At 69.3% G+C, this 3818-nt stretch carries 5 protein-coding genes; 1 reads left to right on the top strand and 4 read right to left on the bottom strand.

Annotation, left to right across the window (positions count from 1 at the left end):
- Nucleotides 1-245, bottom strand: a 245-nt coding sequence (locus P409_RS28970) for a phosphonate C-P lyase system protein PhnG (protein WP_343285532.1), incomplete at its 3' end; no start/stop codon positions are given.
- A 145-nt stretch (nucleotides 246-390) separates the two neighbouring features.
- Between P409_RS28970 and phnF the strand changes: the two genes are divergently transcribed.
- On the top strand, nucleotides 391-1125 hold the full coding sequence (phnF, locus tag P409_RS28965; protein ID WP_034846590.1) for a phosphonate metabolism transcriptional regulator PhnF: 735 nt from the start codon (nucleotides 391-393) through the stop codon (nucleotides 1123-1125).
- 8 nt (nucleotides 1126-1133) lie between these two features.
- Here phnF and P409_RS28960 read toward each other — a convergent pair whose 3' ends face one another.
- The 3 genes from P409_RS28960 to P409_RS28950 form a co-directional block, all read right to left on the bottom strand.
- The gene (locus P409_RS28960; protein ID WP_034846588.1) at nucleotides 1134-1325 is read right to left on the bottom strand and encodes a hypothetical protein; all 192 of its coding nucleotides are present in this window, start codon (nucleotides 1323-1325) and stop codon (nucleotides 1134-1136) included.
- Between the two features lie 2 nt (nucleotides 1326-1327).
- On the bottom strand, nucleotides 1328-3025 hold the full coding sequence (gene oxlT / locus P409_RS28955) for an oxalate/formate MFS antiporter (RefSeq protein ID WP_202964837.1): 1698 nt from the start codon (nucleotides 3023-3025) through the stop codon (nucleotides 1328-1330).
- 415 nt (nucleotides 3026-3440) lie between these two features.
- The coding region (locus P409_RS28950; RefSeq protein ID WP_034846586.1) for an NAD-binding protein at nucleotides 3441-3818 on the bottom strand (378 nt) is incomplete at its 5' end.

Here is a 3818-nt window from a genome sequence, read left to right as displayed (position 1 = left end):
GCATGGCGACGGTCGCGGCCGGCGACATAGGCGAAGCCCAGCACCTCGCTGCCGTCCAGCCGAACGGCGCAGCGCGTCACCGTCATCTCGCCGAGCGCGAAGGCCATGCCGTCGCCGCCGGCGCGGCCGCGCACCATCACCATGCCGGTCTCGGCCGGGCGCAGCGTGGTGAAGCCGGCCCCGTCGCCGAGATCGGCCCACAGGCGGTGGAGGGTCCCCGAGTCCGCCTTGGCCAGCACGGCCATCCAGTCCCGGCGCTCTTCAGTTTTTGTGATCATAGGCTGATAGACCTATTGCCTAATCATCTAGTCATCCGTATGTTTAGATCATGAACGGGATTCGACGACAACCGCAAGCCGGGAAGGATGAAATTTGCGTGACGGACGTGGCATGATTCGGCCCATCTCTCTCAGCCGCGGCGCCGGCGTCGCCTTGTGGCGCCAGATCAGCGAGACGCTGGAGCGGGAGATCCGCGACGGCGTGCATCCGGCCGGGGCCCGGCTGCCGACCGAGGCGGAGCTGTCGGAGCGGTTTGGCGTCAACCGCCACACCGTGCGGCGGGCGATGGCCGAGTTGGAGGAGCAGGGCCTGGTCGACGTCACCCAGGGCCGCGGCACCTTCGTCCATCTCGGCGCCATCGCCTATCTGATCGGCCGGCGCACCCGCTTCCACGAGAACATGAAGCGGGAAAATCGCGCGGCGCGGCTGGAGCTGCTCGAATCCGCCACCGAAGCGGCCTCCGCCATGATCGCGCGGGAGCTGGACGTGCCGGCCGGGACGCCGGTGATCCGGCTGGACACGCGGTCGCATGCCGACGGGCTGCCGCTGAGCCTGGCCAGCCACTACTTCCCCGCCGCGCGCTTCCCGGGGATCGTCGAGATCTTCCGCGAGACCGGCTCGGTGACCGCCAGCTTCGCTCGCCTCGGCGTCGCCGACTACACCCGCCGCCGCACTAGGGTCTCGGCCCGGCTGCCGGATGCGCGGGAGCAGCGCCTGCTCGAAATCACCCGCACCCGGCCGGTGATGGCGACCGAGGCGCTGAATGTCGACGCCGAGGGCGCGGTGGTCGAGTTCGGCCTGTCCAGCTTCGCCAGCGACCGCATCCAGCTCGTCTTCGAGGGCTGAGGCCGGGGTCAGAAGCCGCCGAAGGTGCAGGCCTGGCGATCACCGAAGCCCGCCGCCGCACCGAGAAAGGCCAGCACCGCGGTGATCGCCAAGACCGTGCGCCACCAGCCGCGGGTGTAAGGATAGCGGATCGCCAGGACGAAGGCCCCGATCAGCAGGGCCAGGGTGATCGGCCAGACGAAGAAGCCGCCCGCGATCACGATCAGGATCGCCCAGCTGACGGGATCGCCGGAGGTGCAACTGGCCAGCGTGTACGCCAGGGCGGCGGCCAACATCCAGGCCAGCAGCACCAGGGTGTTGAGCAGGAACCGGCCGAAGATGCGGAGGATGGCGAGCGCGTCGGACATGGCCGCATCGTCCGGTCCGATTGTGGCGGATCTGCGAAGCCGGGCGATGCGCCCCGCCGGAACGGAAACCGGCCGGAAGGGTCGCCCCTCCCGGCCAGGCTCTTCCATCCTGAGGAACGGTGGCGCCGCTCCGAAAATCCCCGGCCGTCCTGGGGACGGACGCGTGACGGCCGGGTGAGGTCCTGGGGGGCCGGCGCGGATGCGCCGGCCCGGTCGCCTAGTTCGCGCTGGCCAGCCGGCCGCTGTGGCTGGCCGCCCGCTCCGGCTGCGCCGCAGCCAGGGCCGAGGCGTTGGCGGGCGTGGTGGCGCTGCAGCATCGGCCGCAGGATCAGCACGGCGGAGAAGGCCGCGATCAGGTCCATCGCCGCGACGGTGTACAGCACCGTCGACCAGGTGCCGGTCGCCTCCATCAGCAGGTTGCCGAACGGCACCAGCAGGGCGGCGACGCCCTTGGCGCAGTACAGCACGCCGTAGATCTTGCCGAGATGCTTGGTGCCGAAGGTGTCGCCGGCGGTGGCGCTGAACAGCGAGTACACCTCGCCCCAGGCCAGGAACACCACGCCCGACAGGATCAGGAAGGCCCACGGGTTATGGCCGAAGGTGCCGAGCGCGACGATGCCGAGCCCTTCCATGGTGAAGGCGATGAACATCGTCTTCTCGCGCCCGATATGGTCGGACACCCAGCCGAAGAAGGGCCGCGAGATGCCGTTCATGATGCGGTCCAGCATCAGGGCGAAGGGCAGCGCCGCCATGGTGAAGAAGAACAGGTTCACCGGCATGTCCTTGACGCCGAGATCCTGGGCGATGACGCCGAGCTGGGCCACCGCCATCAGCCCGCCGGTGACGGTGCAGATGAACATGCCGAGCATGACGTAGAACACCGGGGTCTGCAGCGCCTCGCCCAGCGTGTAGTCGCGCCGGGTCTGGGCGACCTTGGTCGAGTGCTTCACCTCCTCCTTGTCCGGCGCGCGCAGGAACCAGGCGGCGGCGAAGATGATGCTGCCCTGGATCAGGCCGAACCAGAAGAAGGCCGCCTGGTAGCCCGAGCCGGCGATGACATTGGCGATCGGGATGATGGTCAGGGCCGAGCCGGCGCCATAGCCGCCGGCGGTCAGGCCCACGGCCAGGCCGCGCCGGTCCGGGAACCATTTCAGCGCGGCGTTGACGCAGGTGGCGTAGACGCAGCCGACGCCGATGCCGCCGATCGCGGCGCCGACATAGAAGCCGGTCAGCGAGGTGGCGTAGGAGTTCACGATCCAGGACAGGCCGGTCATCACGCCGCCGACCAGCACCAGGGCGCGCGGGCCGTACTTGTCGATGAAGTAACCCTCGATCGGGGTCAGCCAGGTCTGGACGATGACGAAGATGGTGAAGGCGGTCTGGATCGCCGCGCGGCTCCAGCCATAGGTCTCCTGGATCTCGGGGACGAACAGGGTCCAGGCGTATTGGATGTTCGCGGCGGCGACCATGCAGACGATGCCGGCGATCAACTGGATCCAGCGATTCGTCGGAGCTCTCCCCGTCCCGGCGCTCGCATTGGAAATCGCACTCATGGCGATGGCTCTCCCAGTGTTGTGTCGTTCGGCCGGTCGTTGGCTGCCGGCGGTTCTTTGGCCCCTGAAGGCCTAGGCCGAGGAGGGATACGGGATCGGACCGGCCGGCCGGGGCCTCCGGCGGACGGCCCTGGCTGATCCCGAAACTCCGGGCCGGGCCTGCAAGGGCGTGGGGGCGCTGAGCGCCAATCGAGTGGATGTCAGGCGCTGAGCGCCGCTGCTGCATCGACGCCGGGCCGTCGCGTCACGTCGCCCGGATGCGCGACCGGCAAGGACGGGCCGACCAGGGTCACTCAGTTGTCGGCCGGTCCGCCCGCGACCAGTCATGATTGGCAAGAGTCCAACTGGTATACAATATGTAATATGTCTGAACCGATATCCCCGCGCAACAGATTTGCAATCAGGCGTGAGAGAGTCACGCGGTTTGCGTGACTCCGGGCTGCAGCCCCGGCACCGCCCTGTCGGCGGTCAGGGCCTCGGCCATGCCGCGGGCGATCTCGCGCTCGCCCATGATCACCGCATCGGCGCCGAGGCTGCGCAGGTGCTCCACCTCCGCGTCGGAATGCGCCCGGGCGATGATGGCGATGCCGGGGTTGGCCGCCCGCGCCTGGGACACGATCTGCCCGGCCTCGAAGGCGTTCGGCACGGCGACGGCGAGCTGCCGCGCCGCCGGCAGGTTGGCCAGGCCCAGCACCTCGGCCACGACGGCGTTGCCGATGATGGTCTCGATCCCGGCCTCGCGCAGCCGGGCCAGCGGCTGGTCGGCATCCTCGATCACCAGGAACGGCCGGCC

Source organism: Inquilinus limosus MP06 (genome assembly GCF_000767795.1).
In the GTDB taxonomy this organism is placed as follows: Bacteria; Pseudomonadota; Alphaproteobacteria; order DSM-16000; family Inquilinaceae; genus Inquilinus; species Inquilinus limosus_E.
Note: the sequence above shows the minus strand (reverse complement) of the source record. Positions and strands in the feature narration are given on the sequence as shown.

Coding starts and splice junctions, on each gene's coding strand:
- oxlT (WP_202964837.1), bottom strand. CDS start 3,025: ATGAGTGCGATTTCCAATGCGAGCGCCGGGACGGGGAGAGCTCCGACG.
- phnF (WP_034846590.1), top strand. CDS start 391: ATGATTCGGCCCATCTCTCTCAGCCGCGGCGCCGGCGTCGCCTTGTGG.